Annotated in this window: 18 protein-coding genes; 9 read left to right on the top strand and 9 right to left on the bottom strand. The window is 68.1% G+C overall.

The window, feature by feature from the left end:
* Positions 1-9: 9 nt before the first annotated feature.
* Together ACZ7KI_RS17915 and ACZ7KI_RS17910 are read left to right on the top strand one after the other, a co-directional pair.
* Entirely contained in the window at positions 10-1,137 is a 1,128-nt protein-coding gene (locus ACZ7KI_RS17915) for a hypothetical protein (protein ID WP_470274223.1), read from the top strand.
* A 158-nt stretch (positions 1,138-1,295) separates the two neighbouring features.
* Positions 1,296-2,102 carry a class I SAM-dependent methyltransferase gene (locus ACZ7KI_RS17910; RefSeq protein ID WP_470274222.1) on the top strand — a complete coding sequence of 269 codons (807 nt, stop codon included), beginning with the start codon at positions 1,296-1,298 and terminating at the stop codon, positions 2,100-2,102.
* On the opposite strand, the gene ACZ7KI_RS17905 is transcribed toward ACZ7KI_RS17910, so the two are convergent.
* Together ACZ7KI_RS17905 and ACZ7KI_RS17900 are read right to left on the bottom strand one after the other, a co-directional pair.
* Entirely contained in the window at positions 2,087-2,665 is a 579-nt protein-coding gene (locus ACZ7KI_RS17905; RefSeq protein ID WP_470274221.1) for an SMI1/KNR4 family protein, read from the bottom strand. The two genes, ACZ7KI_RS17910 and ACZ7KI_RS17905, sit on opposite strands and share 16 nt — an antisense overlap.
* Positions 2,666-2,880: 215 nt before the next feature.
* Positions 2,881-4,230 carry a glycoside hydrolase family 10 protein gene (locus ACZ7KI_RS17900; protein WP_470274220.1) on the bottom strand — a complete coding sequence of 450 codons (1,350 nt, stop codon included), beginning with the start codon at positions 4,228-4,230 and terminating at the stop codon, positions 2,881-2,883.
* A gap of 89 nt (positions 4,231-4,319) precedes the next feature.
* On the opposite strand from ACZ7KI_RS17900, the gene ACZ7KI_RS17895 reads away from it, so the two are divergent.
* Both ACZ7KI_RS17895 and ACZ7KI_RS17890 read left to right on the top strand, forming a co-directional pair.
* Positions 4,320-4,481, top strand: coding sequence for a hypothetical protein (locus ACZ7KI_RS17895; RefSeq protein WP_470274219.1), 162 nt, complete (start codon positions 4,320-4,322; stop codon positions 4,479-4,481).
* Positions 4,482-4,533: 52 nt separating this feature from the next.
* Complete coding sequence (locus ACZ7KI_RS17890) at positions 4,534-5,505, top strand: Kelch repeat-containing protein (protein WP_470274218.1); 972 nt, start codon at positions 4,534-4,536, stop codon at positions 5,503-5,505.
* A gap of 125 nt (positions 5,506-5,630) precedes the next feature.
* Here the strand turns inward: ACZ7KI_RS17890 and ACZ7KI_RS17885 are convergent, their stop codons facing one another.
* Both ACZ7KI_RS17885 and ACZ7KI_RS17880 read right to left on the bottom strand, forming a co-directional pair.
* Positions 5,631-7,025: a KamA family radical SAM protein gene (locus ACZ7KI_RS17885; RefSeq protein ID WP_470274217.1), complete on the bottom strand. Its 1,395-nt coding sequence runs from the start codon at positions 7,023-7,025 to the stop codon at positions 5,631-5,633.
* 84 nt (positions 7,026-7,109) lie between these two features.
* Positions 7,110-8,504, bottom strand: a complete 1,395-nt coding sequence (locus ACZ7KI_RS17880) for a hypothetical protein (RefSeq protein WP_470274216.1) — start codon at positions 8,502-8,504, stop codon at positions 7,110-7,112.
* 52 nt (positions 8,505-8,556) lie between these two features.
* On the opposite strand from ACZ7KI_RS17880, the gene ACZ7KI_RS17875 reads away from it, so the two are divergent.
* The 3 genes from ACZ7KI_RS17875 to ACZ7KI_RS17865 are packed head-to-tail and all read left to right on the top strand — an operon-like array spanning position 8,557 to position 12,563.
* Complete coding sequence (locus ACZ7KI_RS17875) at positions 8,557-10,167, top strand: amidohydrolase (RefSeq protein WP_470274215.1); 1,611 nt, start codon at positions 8,557-8,559, stop codon at positions 10,165-10,167.
* Positions 10,168-10,176: 9 nt separating this feature from the next.
* A complete protein-coding gene (gene lnt / locus ACZ7KI_RS17870; protein WP_470274214.1) occupies positions 10,177-11,769 on the top strand; it encodes an apolipoprotein N-acyltransferase in 1,593 nt (530 codons plus the stop codon).
* Between the two features lie 26 nt (positions 11,770-11,795).
* Positions 11,796-12,563 carry a polyprenol monophosphomannose synthase gene (locus ACZ7KI_RS17865; protein WP_465502124.1) on the top strand — a complete coding sequence of 256 codons (768 nt, stop codon included), beginning with the start codon at positions 11,796-11,798 and terminating at the stop codon, positions 12,561-12,563.
* Here the strand turns inward: ACZ7KI_RS17865 and ACZ7KI_RS17860 are convergent.
* A complete protein-coding gene (locus ACZ7KI_RS17860) occupies positions 12,517-13,314 on the bottom strand; it encodes a DeoR/GlpR family DNA-binding transcription regulator (RefSeq protein WP_470274290.1) in 798 nt (265 codons plus the stop codon). The genes ACZ7KI_RS17865 and ACZ7KI_RS17860 overlap by 47 nt on opposite strands.
* Positions 13,315-13,735: 421 nt before the next feature.
* Entirely contained in the window at positions 13,736-14,620 is an 885-nt protein-coding gene (locus tag ACZ7KI_RS17855) for a LysR family transcriptional regulator (protein WP_470274213.1), read from the bottom strand.
* A 73-nt stretch (positions 14,621-14,693) separates the two neighbouring features.
* Here ACZ7KI_RS17855 and dapA point away from each other — a divergent pair, with 73 nt between their 5' ends.
* Entirely contained in the window at positions 14,694-15,593 is a 900-nt protein-coding gene (dapA, locus tag ACZ7KI_RS17850) for a 4-hydroxy-tetrahydrodipicolinate synthase (protein ID WP_470274212.1), read from the top strand.
* 84 nt (positions 15,594-15,677) lie between these two features.
* Here dapA and ACZ7KI_RS17845 read toward each other — a convergent pair whose 3' ends face one another.
* The 3 genes from ACZ7KI_RS17845 to ACZ7KI_RS17835 form a co-directional block, all read right to left on the bottom strand.
* Complete coding sequence (locus ACZ7KI_RS17845) at positions 15,678-16,025, bottom strand: RNA polymerase-binding protein RbpA (protein ID WP_005151365.1); 348 nt, start codon at positions 16,023-16,025, stop codon at positions 15,678-15,680.
* Between the two features lie 226 nt (positions 16,026-16,251).
* On the bottom strand, positions 16,252-17,010 hold the full coding sequence (locus ACZ7KI_RS17840; RefSeq protein ID WP_470274211.1) for a thymidine kinase: 759 nt from the start codon (positions 17,008-17,010) through the stop codon (positions 16,252-16,254).
* A 30-nt stretch (positions 17,011-17,040) separates the two neighbouring features.
* Positions 17,041-18,441, bottom strand: a complete 1,401-nt coding sequence (locus ACZ7KI_RS17835; protein WP_470274210.1) for an MFS transporter — start codon at positions 18,439-18,441, stop codon at positions 17,041-17,043.
* A 234-nt stretch (positions 18,442-18,675) separates the two neighbouring features.
* Between ACZ7KI_RS17835 and ACZ7KI_RS17830 the strand changes: the two genes are divergently transcribed.
* Entirely contained in the window at positions 18,676-19,386 is a 711-nt protein-coding gene (locus ACZ7KI_RS17830) for a transglycosylase family protein (RefSeq protein ID WP_470274209.1), read from the top strand.
* Positions 19,387-19,397: the final 11 nt, after the last annotated feature.

Genomic DNA, 19,397 nt, shown 5'->3' with positions numbered 1-19,397 from the left:
GTGAGGCAGATGGAGCCACTGACCGCGATCGCCGCGATCGCCGCGAAATACGGCGCTTCCCAGCTGGTCCGGGCGCTCACGGGGAACGACGAGCTCGGCGGGCTGGCTTCGGAGCTGCTGGGCGAGTTGGTGGCCAGCGAAGATCGCTTGAGCGAGCAGCTGGCCGGGATCGGCAGTCAGCTCGAAGAGTTGCTGGACCAGCGATACACGACCGCGTTGGCCGCCGGGCAGCGGGCGCTGCGCGACGCGAGCACCGCGCCCGAGCAGAACTCGCGGGCCACCGAGCTGGCCCGCGCGCGTGACTGGTTCCGCGAGGCCGCCGCGGCCGCTTCGGCCAAGTCTCCGCTGCAGATCGCGGTGGCAGAGCGGTACGTGGCGCTCTGCTCCCTCTCCGCCGGCCGTCCCGACGCCGTACCCGCGGCGCTGAGCGCGTTGAACGACGCGGCGTTCCGGGCGCTGACCCAGTCGCTTCCGCTCTTCGGCCCCAAAGCCTATGAGCAGGCCCGGAACCAGCTCACCCGGTCAAGCCGGCTGGGCCTGCGGAGCAGGCGCGAGGAACGGATCGACGAGCTGGGCAGCGACCTCGTCGACGCGGTCGACGGCGTGGTGGACCTTTCCCTCAACCTGCTTGCCGAATCCGAGACCCTCGCGCGCGGGCTCGGCCAGGACCTCGGGCCGGAAACCGACGTGGACCTGCTCCTGCCCGCGGGATACGAAGACGACGAGCGGCTGGACAGGACAGCGCAGGTGGTCGTCCGGCCGACCGCGCCCGGACCGCTGCGGTTCGGCCCGTTGACGGTCGCCTTCGGCGAGATCAAGCCGGCTTCGGGCAGGCCGTCCGGATTCGAAGTGGAAGTGCTCGTCCGGTCGGATTTTCCCGTGTCGCCCACGCTGATCGTGTCGTTGCGGCCCGGGCTGGTGCTGGCGGACGAGGTGCTGGTCGAGGTGATGCCCGGCCGGCCGGCGTTCACCGGTGTCGCCAGCGGCATGCTCGCCGCGAACATGCGGGAGGTGCGGCTGTCCTACTACCACCCGGACAGGTTCGTCGACGAGTGGACGGTGAACATCAACAACGTGCTGATCTTCCAGTCCTCCGATCGCCAGCCGCTCGATCTGGAGGCGGGAACGGGTCGCTGACGAGCACCGGAGACCCAATCCGTAGAGCCCATCCAAATCACTCACGACCCTTCAGCGGAAGTGGGCATGCGAGCCTCAGTCAGCCGGGCCGCGGCCAGGCTACTCCGTCCACAGTGGACTCGGTAGCTGCCAGGGCGGAGTCGCTCTACGATGGAGGCGTGGACGAACGGCCGATCACCACAGCGCAGCGCAACTTCCGACGAGTGGCCGACGAGCTCGAGCGCATGGAGAACCGGGATCGGTTCACCTACATCTTCCGATCCCGGTTGTGGAGTTCCTCGTCGGTTTCCGGGCCGGGTTCCGAGTCGGTACAGACACAGCAGCTGCGCGATCAGCTTCCGGGTGTTCTCGACCGCTTCGAGGTGCGCACCCTGCTCGACCTGCCGTGCGGCGACTTCGGCTGGCTCAGCGAGGTCGATCTCGATCTCGATCGGTACGTCGGGGCCGACATCGTCACCGATCTGATCGAGCTGAACGCCGCACGTTTCCGGGACGATCCGGTGCGGGAGTTCCGAGTGCTCGATCTGACCGGAGATCCCCTGCCAACGGTGGATTTGGTGCTGTGCCGGGATTGCCTGGTCCACCTGAGCTTTGCCGACATCGGGCGGGCGCTGCGCAACCTTCGGCGGAGCGGCTCCCGGTACCTGCTCACCACGACGTTCACCGAACTGGGCACCAACACCGACATCACGACGGGCGACTGGCGGCCGCTGAACCTGTGCCGGGAACCGTTCGGGTTCCCGGAGCCGCTGGCGGTGCTGGTCGAGGGGTGCATGGAGGAGAACGGCGCCTACGCCGACAAGTCGCTGGGGTTGTGGGAGATCGCCTCCATCAACGTCGGACCGTCCGACGAGGTGGAGCCGGAACCGATGGAGGAGGTACCGGCGAAGCCGGTCCGCAAGCGCGCACCAGAGGAGGAAGAAGACGAACAGCCTGGCCGACCGGAAACTTACGTTGCCGGGTAGGAGATCATCCGGTCTCCCACGAACCCGGTGAATCCTGCCGGGGTCTCAGCCATATCCCACTGCAGGATGTTGTCCGTGCCAGTGCTCGTCAAAATGTCGTGGATGACCTTCGACATCGGTCCCGCGTGTTCGTGCCAGTCCTCCCGGTCGTTGTAGGCGATTCGCCACGTGTCCGGGTCGGCCGAGTCGGTGATCCACCAGAATGTGCCACCCGCATCGTGCGTTCCCCATGGATACAGCCCGCCGGCCTCGGGGAACAGCCGATAGGACACGTCCTTGAGATATCCGGTGTACTCGTCCGCGAAGATTCTCAGGAGCTGATCGTTGTCCCGTTTGACGGTCGCGAGTTCATCGGCACTCTGCGCCGGGTTGCCGACCTCGATGCTGTCCCGGTAGGCGCCGGACGGGAATCGAGCCATCAGCTCCTTATAGTCGCTGGGCAACGGGATCCCCAACTCGCGCTCAAGAGTCTCCCAGTCCAGCTCAGGCTGGAAGTCCCCAGGCTGCCAGTCGACGAGGCGGGCCACCTCGTCGACATAGGACCGCCGTCGTGCGTCTGTCACGCTTGCTCCCCTTCGCGATCAGGCAGTCCTGAACGAGCCAGGCGCCGCAGACTTCCAGCTCGGAGTCGAACACGCGAACAGCCTACGGACCCAGGGTGCGCCTGCCCACCGCGATCCCCGCCGGAAGCCCACGGCGACGTGGGCTTCCGGACCAGCCCCCATCGAGCGGGACAATCCCGTCGACGAGTTGACCAACTTGCCTTCACTCGGCGGGATCAGGATGCGCTGCAGCTGACGCTGGGCCAGTTCCAGTTTCCGTTGTGCTGGATGGTGACACCCCAGTTGGAGCCGTTGCCGTTGGGTTTGGCGACGAGGACCTGACTGCTGGGCCAAGTGCCGTTGATGTTCCAGGTGGCACTGATCCTCGCGGGGCTCGGAACGGTCATGGTGACCGTCCAGGTGGAGGAGCCGCTGACCGAAACGTTCAGGTTGTACCGGTCGCTCCAGGCCTGCCCTGCCGAAAGCGTGGCGGTGCAATCGCCCCCGCCCGGAGACGTGGGTGTGGTCGGGGTGGTGGGTGTCGTGGTCGGGCTTCCGGCGTTGAGGGCGTTCAATACCGAGTTGTAGGCGGCCTTCTTGTTGCCGTTGCCGTCGAACAGGAGGGGACTTTCACTGGAACGCCAGGAGTCGCTGTCACGCACGCCCCACACGGTGATGCCGACGCAGCGCGCGACGTTCAGGCAAGCCTGAGTCAGCGCCGTGTACTGCGAGGTGGAAGCGTTGGTGACATCGACCTCGGTGAGCGCCACGTCGACGCCGAGCGCCGCGAAGCTGGAGATCGTGGTCTGGAAGTTGCTCGGGACCGAACTGCCGCCGGTGAAGTGGGCCTGCAGGCCCACACAGTCGATCGGCACGCCGCGGGCTTTGAAGTCCCGCACCATGTTGTACACGCCCTGTGTTTTGCCGTAGTTCCAGTTGTCGATGTTGTAGTCGTTGTAGCAGAGCTTGACCGACGGGTCCGCCGCGCGCGCTGTCCGGAACGCGACCTCGATCCAGTCGTTGCCCGTGCCCTGAAGATTCGACGAACGGCGGCTGCCGTCTTCGTTGAAGGCTTCGTTGACCACGTCCCAGTGCGCGAGTTTGCCCTGGTAATGCGCCATGACCTTCTGGATGTGGTTGATCATCGCGCTGCGGAGGGCGCTGCCGTTCATGTTCTGCATCCACCCTGGCTGCTGGGCGTGCCAGGCGAGAGTGTGACCGCGGACCCGCAGACCCCGGCTGACCGCCCAGTTGTAGATCTGGTCGCCCGCCGAGAAGTTGAACTGGTTCTGGTTGGGCTCGGTCGCGTCGGGCTTCATCTCGTTCTCGGCCGTCACCATGTTGAACTCGCGTGCCGCGATCGTGGTGTAGGCGGAGTCGCCGAGCCTCCCGCCGGCGATCGCGGTGCCGAAGTACCGGCCGGACTGCGCGGCCGCCGCCCCCAGCGTGCTGGCCGCGGCGTCAGCGCCCGGAGCCGTCACCAGCACGGTGGCCGTGACGGCCACGCTGGCCACTCCCGCCAGAATCCGCGCGACCGATGACCGCCACCACCGCCTACCGTGCAGTTCCGACGAACTTCTTGCCATCCGTGTTCTCCTCCCGGGCGCCGCCCAGGGGATGCCCACCTCGGGACATGTCCCCGCCGACAAGGCCGGCACCGGGAACCAAGTCTTCGGTGACCTGGACGAAATCGATGATGTTCACCTACCGCGAGCAGCAGAACACGGCGCGGCGTCACCGGGCAAAGAGTTTCGAGGAACTTTCGGTCCTCGTCCGCCGCGGGGCGGGAACCGGCTTCATGCTGGGCCATTCGCATGACTTCTCGCGGATGGCGTGACGCCGTGAAGCGAGGCTCGACTGTTAATGGCAAGTCCATTCAAGGAGGTGCCATGGCCGAGAAAAGCGCGGAAGAAAACGATTCCCGCCGTAAGTGGGTTTCCCGTCCGCCCTTGCATGTCGCTCGTGCCGGACATGCCGTGGTGACGGTCGGCAAGTGGATTCACACAATCGGCGGGTTCACCCAGGACCTTTTCCTCGATTCCGTCGAAGTCCGGCGGACGTCGGGTTCCGGGGGATGGCAGAACCTGTCACCGATGCGGACACCGAGGGGAAATCTCGCCGCCACCGCGGTCGGGGACCACATCTACGCCATCGGCGGAATCGGCGGAATCGGTGGCGTCAACGAGGCCCAGAAGGTCGTGGAGAGGTATGACACGGTGGGGAAAGCATGGGAGACGGGGACTTCCCTGCCCGTGCCGAGAGGAGCGCCCGCGGCGGCCACGCTCAACGGAGTGGTGTACGTCGCGGGTGGTTTCGCCGAGACCGGCGACGATCAGGAGGGGCCGACGAAGTCCGTTCTGATCCTCGACGAGGCGCGAGAAAAATGGACCGAGGTCGCTCCGATGCGAGTTCCGAAATGGCGGCATCGCCTGGTGGCATCGGGACGGTATCTGTACGCGATCGGTGGACAGTCGCCGGTCGGTGAATCCTTGGCGACAGTCGAGCGCTACGACGACGAGGCCGATGAATGGGAGATCCTGAGTCCACTGAAGCAATCGCGTCTGCTGCAGGGGGCGATCGGGACGAAGATCGGGAAAAGGCGGTTCCTGGCCGTGGTGGGAGGTGGCGAACTCGCGGCCGGAGAAGACAGGGCGAGACCGAGGCGGAGCACTGAGCTGTTCGACATCGAGGCGGGGAAATGGCGGCTCCTCGATGTCCTCTTGCCCTTGGCGAGAGGCTCGAATGAGTGCGCCACGGAAGAGGACGGGACGGTTCTGACGATCGGCGGTGCCCAGCCGGAAGGTGATCAGCTCAGGCTGGTTTCCGACGTCGACGCTCTCCGTGTCGAGCCACGGGACTAAAGGAGCCGCGGCGTGGACAGCGCATAATTCCGTGTCCACCACTTCGCACGGCAGAGGGGGGCGTTTGAAGCTCGCACATGAGCCTCAAACGCCCCCCTCGGGGACCTACCTGGCGGGCCGGCTGGTCAGGCCGTCCGGGGCTGGTCGCGCCACCAGCGCTGACCGGCCTCGGGCAGGGTCGAGATCGGGTCGTAGTAGGGGTAACGCCGTTGCAAGGCTTCCGGGTCTTCGTGTTCGATCCCGGTGCGGTAGTTCTTGGTCCAGTAGGAAATACCCAACTCGCGGTCGTATTCGGCGAGCTGGTGCACCCAGCGCTTGCCCACATAAGGCACGTCGCACACGATTCGCGGCGTGGCATAGCCCGGCAAATACCCCATGATCGCGTGCTGCAATTCCTGTGCTTCGTGCACGGACACCCGCCAATGTTCGGCATTGGGGATCATGTCGCACATATAGAAATAGTACGGCAGGATATTCGCTTCGCCCTGCAGGGCGAAGCAGAGATCCAGCAGTTCGGACGGGGTCGCGTTGACGCCCTTCATCAGCACGCCCTGGTTGCGCACGTCGCGGACGCCGACGTCGAGCGCGGTCCTGGCGGCTTCCGCGACCAGCGGGGTGACCGACTGGGCGTGGTTGACGTGGGTGTGGATGGCGAGGTTGACGCCGCGGCGCTGCGCGGTGCCGGCGACGCGTTCGAGGCCTTCGACGACCTTCGGCTGGATCCAGTGCTGCGGCAGGGCGGCGAGCGCCTTGGTCGCGAGCCGGATGTCGCGGACGGTGTCGATGTCCATCAGCCGCATGAGGAACGACTCCAGCTGCGGCCACGGCACGTTGGCGACGTCGCCGCCCGAGACCACGACGTCACGTACGCCGGGGGTCTTCTTGAGGTAGTCGATCATCGCGTCCTGGCGGTCGACCGGCTTGAGCGAGAGTTTGTGTTTCTCGATCTGTTCGGTCGAGTTGCCGACGAGGTCCATCCGGGTGCAGTGCCCGCAGTACTGGGGGCAGGTGGAGATCATCTCGGCGAGGACCTTGGTGGGGTAGCGGTGGGTCAGCCCCTCCACCACCCACATCTCGGCCTCGTGCAGTGAGTCGCGCTCGGAGTGCGGATGGCTCGGCCATTCGGTGTCGCGGTCGCTGCGCACCGGGAGCATGTAGCGGCGGATCGGGTCGGCGTACCAGGCCTCGGTGACCTTCGCCGGGTCGGTACCCGCGTTGGGTGCCATCGTGTTGATCATCTGGGGCGGCAGCAGCATCGACATCGTGGCCATCTCGCGCTGGTCGGCGAGCATGTCCTCGTAGAAGCGCTCCTCGAGCAGGTCGCCCATCAGGGCACGCAGCTGCTTGGCGTTACGGATGCAGTGCACTCGCTGCCACTGCGCGTCTCGCCACTCTGCCTCGGTCACGTCGTGCCAGCCGGGGAAGCGGCGCCAGTCGGGTTCGATCAGCTCGACTCGGGTGTAGTCGTAGGGCTGATCGTAGGCGGCCACCGGCGAGGTCGGTTGCTGGATCGCAGTCACTTGTACTCCTCGTCGTCGGAAACGCGTGAAAATATCCTGTCACATCGTTCCGAAGACGTAAATATTCCTGCCGACCGTGGTGTGTCAGACGGCGGCCGGCTCCGCCGGTGATCGGGTTCGCAGGTGCTCGTAGGCGGCTACGCCCGCGACCAGCACGGCGGCGAGGAACAGCAGGCCGGCGGAGAAGCCGAGGTGGTGGACCGGCTGGAGCACGGTCGGTGTCTCGTCCTGGTCCCGCGCCTGGAGCGCGAGCATCGCCGCGGCACCACCGAAGACCAGGACCGAAGCCAGCGGCCCGAGGACGGGCATGACCGCGTTGTGCTCGGCGAGCCGGGGGCCGGTGGTGACGATCACGGCGACGACGGTGGCGCACAGCAGCGCCAGCAGCAGCGCGCCGGGGATCACCGCCTCGTGGTCGATCAGTTTCTCCGGCACTCCACCGGTCCCCAGATCCAGGACGGCCAGCACGAGCGCGGACAGCACCGCCCCGCCGACGGCGAATCCGACCCGCCACCGTGACGCTCCCGCCAGGCATCCGGCGGCGACGCCCACCACGGCAGCCAGCCAGCTCAGCACCGGCTGGAACGCCACCGAGTACACGGCAAGCAGCAGCGGCGCCATCGCGCCCACCTGCACACTCGCCGACGTCGCCGCGGCGAAGAACGCCCGCGAACCGGCCACCGCGCACGCGATCACCCCGCCGACGAGCACGACGACGCCGCCGATCGCCACGGTGACGTCCGGATGCCTGGCGATCGACGCGGCGGAGACGTCGAGCACCCTGCTCACCGTCTCGACGTCGATCAGGTGCGCGGCCATCGGCAGCAACACCGCCAGTACCGCGCCCACACCGAAGCGCGCCGACAGCGGACGCGGCTCCGGCCACTCCGGATCCTGGGCGCGCGCACCACGGGTGAGCACCGCCAGCACCGCTCCGGCGACACTCAGCGCCGTGAGCACCAGATGCCAGACCAGGCCACCGGCCGCGAGCATGAGCCATGACGCGCCCGCCAGGCTCGCGGCGAACAACTGGGACCCCACGGCGAGCCCGACGAGTACGAGCCCGGCGGTCCTGGCACCCCGCCGCAGGAGATCCTGCGCGGCCGCGAGCACGGCCAGCAGTACCACCGGCGGACCGGCCAACGCGACGGTCACCAGCGACGGATGATCGCCCAGCTCCGGGAACAGATGCACCACGGCGGTCGGCGAGGACAGGACGACTCCCGCCACCAGCAGCCACGGCCACCACCGGGTGAGGAACACGGCCGCGAGCACCGCGGCCACCGGAAACAGCGAGGGCACGACCAGGTCCGACGGCCACCTCGACGGCGCGGCCAACGCGATCAACGGCCGCAGGATCGCGGTGTCACGGACCGCGGTGAAAACGACCACCGCCCCGAGCCCCAGCGCCGCGGACAAAGTGGTCCCGACGACGGCACGATCGGCTGCTGACTTGGTGAATCCGGCTCCCCAGCTCATTTCACCGACCCTAACCACATCGTGATCACCCCCACGCTGCAAACTCGGAAGCGTGACCAACGCGCGAACCACACTCCTGCTCGGCGGGCGCATCTACAGCCCGTCCGCGCCCGACGCCACCGCCATGGCGATCACGGACGGCACCGTGGTCTGGGTGGGACAGGACGGCCCGGCCAAGGCGCTGCATCCCGACGCCGAGACGGTCGACCTCGACGGCGCCTTCGTCGCCCCCGCGTTCGTCGACGCGCACGTCCACGCCACCGCGACCGGGCTGCACCTGACCGGGTTGAACCTCGCGAACATCCGCGGTGCCGCCGAACTGCTGGCCGCGGTCCGTGCCGCCGTGCGACCGGGACAGGTGCTCGTCGCGCACGGCTGGGATGAGTCACGCTGGGCCGACGGCAGGCTGCCCAGCCGCGCGGAGATCGACGAGGCCGCGAACGGAATCCCGGTCTACCTCAGCCGCGTCGACGTCCACTCCGCCCTCGTGTCCAGCGCGCTCGTCGCCCTCGCGCCCGGCGTGCACGACGTGGCGGGCTGGTCGGCAGACGGACCGCTGACCCGCGACGCCCATCACCTTGTCCGCGCCGCGATGCGCGAGGCGATCACCCCCGGCCAGCGACGCGAGGCCCAGCGGGCGTTCCTCGCCGAAGCCGCCGCGCGGGGAGTCGTCAGCGTCCACGAATGCGCGGGCCCGGACATCTCCGGTGCCGAAGACCTCACCGACCTGCTCGCCCTCGCCGCGGAACCGGGACTGCCGGAGGTCGTCGGCTACTGGGGCGAGCGCGGCGGAATCGACCGGGCCCGCGCGCTGGGTGCCAGGGGAGTGGCGGGTGACCTGTTCGTCGACGGCGCCCTCGGCTCCCGAACCGCCGCCCTGCACGAGCCCTACGCCGACGCGCACGGCACCTCCGGGACGCTCTACCTCGACGCCCCCGCCATCGCCGAGCACGTCGCCGCCTGCACCGAAGCGGGCTTGCAGGCCGGGTTCCACGTCATCGGCGACGCCGCTGTCACCGAAGTTGTCGAAGGGTTCCGCCTCGCGGAGAAGACCGTCGGCCAACGCGCGCTCGCGGCCACGCACCACCGGCTCGAACACGTCGAGATGATCGACGCCGAACAGGCGCGGGCGCTCGCGGGCTGGGGTGTGGTCGCCTCCGTCCAGCCGCAATTCGACGCGGAATGGGGCGGCGCGCACGGCATGTACACCGACCGTCTCGGCGCCGGACGGGCCGCGAAACTCAACCCGTTCTCCGCCATGGCCGCCGAAGGGCTCCTGCTCGCGTTCGGCTCCGACGCCCCTGTCACGCCGGTCGACCCGTGGGCCACCGTCCGAGCCGGGACCTACCACCGCACCCCCGGCTCGGGACTGTCCGCTCGCGCGTCCTTCACCGCGCACACCCGCGCCGGGCACCGCGCCGCCGGGGTCAACGACGGCGTCACCGGCAGCCTGGTCCCGGGCGCTCCCGCGCACTACGCGGTCTGGGACGCCACGGACCTGGTCGTCGCGACGCCGGACTCGCGGGTGCAGCGCTGGTCGACCGACCCGCGGGCGGGCGTGCCCCCGCTGCCGAACCTCGAAGAAGGCGCCCCGCTGCCGCGTTGTCTGCGTACGGTCCGCGACGGACAGGTCATCCACGACGCGTTCACCCGCACGGCCTAGGGTTCAGGAGTGTCCACGACCGTGACCGATCCGGATCCCGAGGCGGTGCCCAGGAAGCGGTTCTCCCGCGCCTGGCTCGTGCGTTTCCTCATCGCCGCGGCGTCGGGTTTCACGCTGTACCTGAGTTTCGCGCCGCGCCCGCTGTGGTGGCTCGCCCCGCTGGCGTTCACCGGCTTCGCGCTGGTGGTGCACGGACGCCGGTTCCGCGGCGCGTTCGGCTACGGGTTCGTGTTCGGGGTGGCGTTCTTCCTGCCGCTGCTGACCTGGCTGCAGGACTTCCTCGGCCCGGATTTCGGTCCGTGGCCGTGGCTCGGGCTGGCGATGGCGCTGTCGGTGTATCTCGGTTTCGGCGGGGCTTTCGCCACCGTGGTGTGGAGGCTGCCGCTCGGGCCGCTGTGGGCGGCGGCGGTGATCATCGCGCTGGAGACACCGCGCGCGTGGTTCCCCTTCGGCGGGTTCCCGTGGGGCCGCGTCGCGTTCAGCCAGCCCGAAGGCGCCTTCCTCTCGCTGGCCTCGGTGGGCGGCGCTCCGCTGGTCGGTCTCGCCGTCGTGCTGACCGGCTTCGGCCTCGCCGCGCTGTGCCTGCGCCTGAAGGGCGCCGATCCGCGCCGTTCACTGGTGGCCGCGTCGGTTCTGACGCTGGTGCCGGTGGTGGCAGGCCTCGCGGTGTGGCCGACGATCGGCACCGAGGCCCAGGACGGCGAACTGTCCGTCGCCACGGTGCAGGGCAACGCCCCCGACATCGGGCTGGCACTGGAAGGCCGCCGCAACGAGCTCCGCGACAACCACCTCGCCGAGAGCGCCCGGCTCCTCGAAAAGCTCAAGGCGAGCAACACCAAGGTCGATCTGCTGATCTGGCCCGAGACCGCGATGGCGATGCGCACCGGCGACGCCGGCGTCGACCAGATGGTCCGGGACTACGGGACACAGGCGATCATCGGCGCGCTCGTCCGGATGCCCGACGGCACGGCGCAGAACTCCGCGCTTGTCTGGGATCCGGTCACCGGGCCCGGTCAGCGCTACGCCAAGCAGCAACTGGTCCCGTTCGGCGAGTACGTCCCCGCCCGTGAGCTCGCGAAGCTGGTGACGCCGTTCGTCGACAGCGTCGCGAACATGACACCGGGTGACGGTGCCAACGCCGCCCTGTCGGTCGCGGGGACCAAGGTCGGGGTCTTCATCTGCTACGAGACCGCGTTCGACTATCCGGCAAGGGAATCGGTCGCCGACGGCGCCGAACTGCTCGTCGTGCCGACCAACAACGCCTGGTACGGACCAGGGGAGATGAGCTATCAGCAGCTGGCGATGTCGCGGCTGCGGGCGGTCGAGCACGGTCGTGCGGTGGTCGTCTCGGCGACCAGCGGGGTCAGCGCGATCGTCGCGCCCGACGGTTCGATCATGGCCTCCACCAGCCTGTTCACCGCAGATTCCCTGGTGGGGCGCGTACCGCTGAGGCAGCAGACTACGCTGTCGGATCTACTCGGTGTGACGACGGAGTACGGACTGCTGGCCCTGGCGATCGCCGGGATTACCGGCGGGTACGTGCTCCGTTTCCGCACCCGGCGCGCGAGCGCCGCCAAGGCAACGAGGGAAGCGGCGGGCTGACCCGCCGGAACACGGAGGAAAAGCGGATGGCGCAGGCGCCGCGGGGGGCCCAGGGAATCGACCCGGTGCTGGTGGTGATCCCGACGTACAACGAGCGGGAGAACATCGGCCCGATCCTGGAACGCCTGCTCAAGGCACTCCCGGACGTGAACGCCCTCGTCGTCGACGACGGCAGCCCGGACGGGACCGGCGACGTCGCCGACGAGCTCGCGAAGGCCGACGAGCGGATCCAGGTCATGCACCGGACCGAGAAGGCGGGCCTGGGCGCCGCGTACGTCGCGGGTTTCCGCTGGGGTCTTTCCCGCGAGTACGCCACCATCGTCGAGATGGACGCCGACGGCTCGCACGCGCCGGAGGATCTGCCCCGGGTACTGGCGGCCCTCGAGGACGCGGACCTGTCCATCGGCTCCCGCTATGTTCCCGGCGGCAGCACGGTGAACTGGCCGTTCCAGCGCAAGGCGCTGTCCTGGGTGGCGAACTTCTACGCGCGGATCGCGCTCGGCACGAAGATCAACGACATCACCGCGGGATTCCGCGCGTACCGCCGGTCGGTGCTGGAGAAGCTCCCGCTCGACGAGATCGCCTCGCGCGGCTACTGCTTCCAGATCGATCTGGCGTTCCGGACGAAGCTCGCCGGGTTCGAGGTGGTCGAGGTGCCGATCACCTTCACCGAACGGGAGATCGGCCAGTCGAAGATGAGCGGTTCGGTCGTGCGCGAGGCCATCGTCCTGGTCGGTATGTGGGGTATCAAGCGTCGCTGGCAGCAGCTTCGCGGGCTGGCCAAGAAGGGCTGACGCCGAGCACGCTCACCCCGAGCTTCCCCAGCTCCTTCACCGTCGGTTCGTCCGGCGCCGCGTCGGTGATCACACCCGCGACGTCGGACAGGGGGAGCACGGTGAACGGCGACGCCGCCCCGATCTTCTCGGAGCTGGCCAGTACGTAGGTGTCGGCGGCGCGTGTGGCCAGCGTACGTTTCATCGCGGCTTCATCGGAGTCGCCGGTGGTGAGGCCGGTCTCGGGGTGCACACCGGTGACGCCGAGGAAGAACAGATCGGCGTTGACCCTCATCGCCGCCTCCGCCGCGGCGGCGCCGCAGGTGACGGCGGAGTGTTTGAAGAGCCGTCCGCCGATCAGGAACACCTCGGCCTTCGGATGCGTGACGAGCGCGGCCGCGACGGTGGGGCTGTGCGTGACGATCGTCGCTTCGAGGTCGACTGGGAGTGCTTTCGCCAGCGCGAGGGCCGTCGTGCCGCCGTCGAGGATGACGGTCGACCCCAGCCGGATCAACGCTGCTGCACGTTTCGCGATGCGTTCCTTGCCCGCGACACTGACCGCCATCCGCGTCGCATAGTCCGCGGTGGCGGGGGAAACCGGCAGGGCTCCGCCATAGACCCGTTGACAAAGTCCGGCGTCCGCGAGATCCCGCAGGTCACGGCGGATACTGTCCTCTGATATGCCGAGTTCGGCGGCGAGATCCTTGGCCACGATCCGGCCTTCGGTCTTTAGGCGTTCGAGCAGCAGGTCTCGTCGTTGCGCAGCCAGCATGTGCACGTTCCTCCTTGTTCTTGCCGATTGTTGCACATTAGGCTCAGGTTCATGACCAAACCTTTGATGATCCTCATCGCCGGCCCGTTCCGCTCCGGCACCGGCGACGACCCCGAACTGCTCGCCCGCAACCTCGCCCGGCTCGAGGAAGCCGCCTGGCCGATCTTCCGCAGCGGGCACGTGCCGATGATCGGCGAATGGGTCGCGCTCCCGGTGCTGCGCGGCGCGGGCGGGAAGACCGTGGCCGACCCGGTCGCCAAGGAGGTCATGTATCCGACCGCGGACCGGCTGCTCCACCACTGCGACGCCGTCCTGCGCCTGCCCGGTAATCCACCGGCGCCGACCAGGACGTCGCCATCGCGCTGTCCCGCGGCCTGGCGGTGTATCACCGGGTCGAGGACATCCCGGGATATCAAGCCGCCTAGAGGTCCGCCAGCACCGCCCGGATCGCCGGGCTGGCTTCGGCGCTGCGGCGCCACGCCGCATGCACCTCACGCGTCGGCGGGCGCCGCAACGGCCGGGCGACGAGCCCTTCGCTCAGCGGCGGCCGCGCCAGCCGCGGGATCAGCGCGAGGACCTCACCGGAGGCGACCAGAGACAACTGCGTGGAGAAGTCGTCCACCAGATGCCGCACGTCGGGTTCCTCGGCCAGACCGGCGAACAGGCGCCGGAACCACTGGTGGCACACCGTGCCGGGCGGGCTCGTCACCCAGGCGTACCCGGACAGGTCAGCACCGTCGAGCGGGGTCTCAGCACTCGCCAGCGGATGGGTCACGGCCATGACGACGTCACCGAGATCGGTGTGCACCAGCCGCCGGGACAGAGCGGGCGACAGGGGGACCGGCAGCCCGTCGGCGTCATGGAGGAGCGCGAGGTCGGCGGTTCCGGCATCGACACTGTGCAGAGCCTGGTCGGGGTCCTGCTCGGTGATGTGCAACCGGAGATCCGGGTAGCGCACCAGCAGTCGCGGATGAATGGGCGCGAGCAGCCCTCGGATCGCGGTCGAGAACGCCGCCACACGCAGGACTCCGCGTGGCGTGCCTTCCGCGACCGACTGGGCGGCTTCGGCACAGCGCTCGAGCGCTTGGAAGACCTCCAGGGAGGACTCGACGACAGCCTGCCCGGCGGGAGTGAGCACGACTCCGCGGCCCGCCTGGGCGAGCACGGGCGTCCCGACCTGGCGTTCCAGCCGCTTGATCTGCTGCGACACCGCCGACGCCGTGAACCCCAGTTCGTCCGCCGCCCGCGCCAGCGTTCCCAGCGCGGCCACCGACCGCAGCGCCCGTAAGGCTCCGACCTCGATCATGAAGTCAGGCTACGCAATACCGGCAAAAAAGCATCGCTGGACCGCAGGTATGGGCGCCGACAGGATCGATCACATGACCGAATCGCTCTTCGGCTCCAACCTCGTCGCCATGGTCACCCCGATGGAACCCGGCGGCGCAGTCAGCGAACCAGGCCTCACCCGCCTGGTCGACCACCTCCTGAGCACCGGATGCGACGGCATCGTCGTCGGCGGCACCACCGGCGAAGCGCCCACCCTCACCGCCACCGAAGCCGCCAGACTCGTCCACGCCGTGGCGACCCGGACCGGGGACCGCGCACGCGTGATCGCCGGAGTCGGCACCTACGACACCACCGCCTGTATCCATAGCGCGAGAGAAGCCGAGGCGGCCGGAGCGGACGCGCTTCTGCTCGTCTGCCCGTACTACTCCAAGCCGACGCAGGCCGGAATCGTCGCGCACTGCCTGGCGGTGGCCGACGCCACCGAACTGCCCGTGATGCTCTACGACGTCCCCGCCCGCACCGGGACCGCCCTGGAAGCGGCCACTCTGATCGAACTCGCCGGCCACCCCAGGATCCGCGCGGTGAAGGACGCCAAGGGAGACCTCTTCGAAGCGATGGCCGTCATGGCCCGCACCCCGCTGGCCTACTACTGCGGCATCGACGAGCTCAACCTGCCGTATCTGGCCTGTGGCGCCACCGGCGTGGTCAGCGTCGTGGGCAACGCCCTCGCCGACCGCAACGCCGAACTCATCCGCGCCGTACGCGGGGGAGACCTCGCCACCGCACGGAGACTCGGCATCGCACTGCAGCCCCTCACGGAGGCGATCATGCGCACCTCACAGGGGGCGATCATGGCCAAGGCCGCACTGGCCGAACTCGGCATCATCCCGCACGCGACGGTCCGGCTGCCGCTGCTCGAATCCCCGCCCGCCCACCTGCTGCGGCTGACCGACGCCCTGGCGCCCCTCGTCGCCGACCTGATCCCCGGCTGACCCCGGACACGGCGAAGCCCCCGCGGTGGGAGGTCGCGGGGGCTTCGCCGTCTGCGTGGTGGGGCTAGCTACTTGTGCCGTGCGTCAGGCGGACCGGGTGGTCCTGCGTCCCTTCAGCTCGGCGAGACGTTCGTTGAGCAGATCTTCGAGCTCCGGAATCGAGCGACGCTCCAGGAGCATGTCCCAGTGCGTCCTCGGGGGCTTGACCTTCTTCTGCTCCGGCTGTCCGCCGTCCACGATCTCGGACTCACTGCCGTGCAGCCTGCACTCCCACACCGAGGGGATCTCGGCGTCGTCGGAGAAGGGCACCTCGAACTCGTGGTTCTTGGGGCAGGCGTAGCGCACAGTGCGGCGAGGCGCGAGGTCGTGGTTGCGGTCGGTCTCGTAGCTGACCGCTCCCAGCCGGCTTCCACGGAGAACACGGTCGGCCATGATGGGGGTCCTTTCAGTCAGCTCCGGGTGGAGCCAGGGTGATGCTCACCCTATGCAACGACGGGGAGGGCCAGAGGATTCCCTGGACACCATGTCCTTGCTCACGATGAGCTGTGTCACCCGGTGGCAACAGCTTCTCCTAGTAGGAGTGATTTCGCGCTCTGGCATGACGTCAATACGGCCATCTTGGTGCGGATATCCCCCAGATGGGCTAGTAGTACGCCTGTCACGTCAACCGTAACTGACCGTGTTGGGCAGAGCTGGGGCCCAGGTCGCCCAGGCGGAAGTGCCGACGGCACAATACCTGATAACGGACTGTATTCGATCCACCCTCAGACCGTGATGTCGGTGAAGATTCAACTACGGACTGTTCGGTATCCGCCACCACAACGGTGTCCCCGGCCCGCAATACCTCACCGTCGGAGACCCGTGCGTTGAACCGTCCCGTCTGCCCGCACCAGCACAACACCTCGACCTGAACCGGCTGCAGCTCGTCCGCCAACTCGAACAACCGCGCCGCACCCGGGAACAACACGCTCCGGAAATCCGTCGCGATCCCGAAGCAGTACACGTCGATCTGGACGTCATCGGCCAGTTCAGCCAGCTGATCCACCTGATCAGGCGACAAGAACTGCGCCTCGTCGACGATCAAGTAGTCCACATGCCGCCCCGCCGCCCACTGCTCACGCACCAGCAACCGAAGATCGGTGTCGTTCCCCACCTCGGTCGCCTTCCGCGTCAACCCGATCCGGCTGGTGATCTGCGGCTCACCGGACCGGTCATGCCGCACCAGCACCAACCCGCGACGACCCTGCCGCGCGTGGTTGTGGTCGATCTGCAACGCCAGCGTCGACTTCCCGCAGTCCATCGGCCCGTAACAGAACTTCAGCTTCCCGACGACCGGCACACCCCGCCGTGAACCCGCCACCGGCACCGACGACAACGCGTCCGTGGGATCCGGGCCACTCTCCTTCAGTACGGTCACGACGCTCGACCCTATCGGCACGCCACAGGCTCACAGCACCGCCGGTGGTCGGTTGCCGGCCGCCTCGATCGCCCGACGCACCGGGACCAGCCACACGAACACGAAACCGAGCACGAAGAAGATCACCAGTGCGACGATCGCGTACCGGAACGACCCGGTGATCTGACCGACCGCGGCGAACAACAGGGGCCCCAGCCACGACGTCCCCCGCTCACCGACCACGTACAACGAGAAGTACTGCGCGTCCTTCCCCTCCGGAATCATCTGCCCGAACAACGAACGCGACAACGCGTTCGTTCCACCGAGCACCAACCCGATCCCGACGGCCACCGCGTAGAACTGCAACGGCTCCCCGGCCTCGATGAAGAACGCGAACCCCAGCACCACCACCCACGCCACCAGACTGCCCAAAATCGTCTTCTTCGCCCCGATCCTGGCCGCGATCGCGCCGTGGATCATCGCACCCGCGTACGCCAGGAACTGGATCACCAGAATCGTCACGATCAGCACCTGAGTGCTGTACTTCAGCTCGTCCTTCCCGTACTGCGCCGACACCGCCACCACCGTCGTGATCCCGTCGGTGAAGACCAGGTAGCTCCCCAGGAACGCCAGCGTCAGCGGATACGCCCGCGCCTCGGCGATCGTCCGCTTCAACTCCTTGAACCCCGCCGTCAGCACCGGCAGACCACGCTCCACGGACTTCGGCACATGAGTCTGGGGGAGTGCCCGCACCGCCGGGAACGTGAACACCGCCCACCAGATCCCCGACGTCAGGAAGCAGATCCGGACCGCGAGCGACTCGCTCACCCCGAAGAAGTCATGCCCCATGAAGAACCCCAGCTGCAGCGCCAGCGCGAGCCCGCCGCCCAGATAACCGAATGCCCACCCCCTCGACGACACCGCGTCCCGCTCGTCCGGCTCCGCGATGTCCACCAGGAACGAGTAGTAGACGACCAGCGCACCGCCGTAACCGATGTTGGCCAGGATGAACGTCCAGACCCCGACCTCCCAGTTCGTCCCCGCGACGAAGAACATCAGCGCCGACGCCACCGCACCCAGGAACGCGAATCCACCGAGGATCCGCCGCTTGTACCTGCTCCGGTCCGCGATCGCGCCGGCGATCGGCAACACCAGCACCTGCGTCACCGTCGCGACGGAAAGCAGATACCCCCACAGCGACCCCGCCGGGAAGCTCAACCCGAAGAACGACACATCGCAGTTCTGAAGGGTGCTCGCGACTCCACTCGAATCGGTGCACGGCCTGTCCCCGTTAAGGGTGAAATCGGTCTTCGCGTCCGCGGCCGCCACCTCGCTCAAATAGAGCGCTCCGAAGACCGTGATGACCGACGAATAGAACGGCGAATTGGCCCAGTCGTAGAGGTACCAAGCCCGCCACACCCGCTTGCGATCACGGGTTCCGGCCACCGTCATGCACTACTCCTGAGGTCGTCAACGTCGAGGTCAGCGGGAGACTACTGGTGATCACGCCCCGCTGTCCGGCCCGAGTCCGGACCGTGTTCGTTTCGACGTCCGACACCCTCGCCCGGACAGCCCTCACGACCATCGTCGGCGTGTCGCTGCCAAGCGTCATGTGTGTTTCATGTGAGGCTGGTGGGCAAGGTGTGACTCTTGTGGAGCAAGTGTCCGGTATTTACTGTTCCGCTCATGAGGACCCATCGCCGTCGCACAGCACACCGCGTAGTGGCGAGAACGCTTTTGCTCGCCCTGGCTGTCACGGGCCTGCAGATCGCCACCACCGGATCCGCCGCCGCGGACCCCCACGGCTCACACTGGGCCAAGCTCCGCATGTGCGAATCGAGCGGGCGCTACAACATCAACACCGGCAACGGCTATTACGGCGCCTACCAGTTCGACCTGCCCACCTGGCGCAGCGTCGGCGGCCAGGGCAGGCCCGACCAGGCCAGCCCCCGCGAACAGGACTACCGGGCCCTCTACCTCTACCGCATGCGCGGCTGGCAACCCTGGGAATGCGCCGGCAAACTCGGCTTCCGCAACGACGGCGACGCCCGCAGCAAACGCGTCCCGTCCTACGAGGACTCCGCCTACATCGGCGGGGGAGGACTGCCCGCCCCGCCGCCTGCGCCCAAACCGAAGCCGACCCCGCCCGGACCGCCCGGCGGCCCCCAGCCGGCCTGGCCCGGCGTCGTCTACGCCTACGGCGACTGCGCCGCCCCGCTCAAGCAGTTCCAGCTCAGGATGAACGCCTTCGGCTACGGCTTCACCGGCACAGGCTGCTACTACGACAAAACCCGCGAAGCCGTCCTCGCCCTCCAACGGGCCAACGGCATCAACGACTCAGGCCGCCTCGGCCCCAAGACCTGGGACGCCGCCTGGAATGGCAAACCACCTCGGTAACCCCTCGTGTT

The organism is Amycolatopsis sp. NPDC039088 (assembly GCF_055598845.1).
Note: the sequence above shows the minus strand (reverse complement) of the source record. Positions and strands in the feature narration are given on the sequence as shown.